General features: G+C 45.8%; 1 protein-coding gene. It reads left to right on the top strand.

All coding sequences use genetic code 11. The features are described 5' to 3' along the window. Positions 1-319: transposase (locus tag ACFORF_RS06255; protein ID WP_380426474.1), on the top strand; the 319-nt coding region annotated here is incomplete at both ends.

The raw sequence follows: 319 nt of genomic DNA, 5'->3' as shown, positions 1-319 counted from the left end.
TTCTGGCGATTCTAGACGGTAGAACACAAGCTACTATTCGTAACCACTTTCTACGCTATTCTAGAGCCGTCAGAAGCCGGGTCAAGGTCATCACCATGGATATGTTCAGCCCATACTACGACATCGCTAAGAAACTATTTCCATCTGCTAAAATAGTCCTTGATCGTTTCCACATCGTTCAGCACATGAGCCGGGCCATGAACCGACTGCGTGTCCAAATCATGAACCAGTTTGACCGAAAATCTCACGAATACAGGGCCCTCAAGCGCTACTGGAAATTGATACAACAAGACAGTCGAAAACTTAGCGATAAACGCTT

Origin of the sequence: Streptococcus caprae (genome assembly GCF_042649745.1) — a bacterium.
Classification (GTDB): Bacteria; Bacillota; Bacilli; order Lactobacillales; family Streptococcaceae; genus Streptococcus; species Streptococcus caprae.
This window is presented reverse-complemented; position numbering and strand designations above follow the sequence as displayed.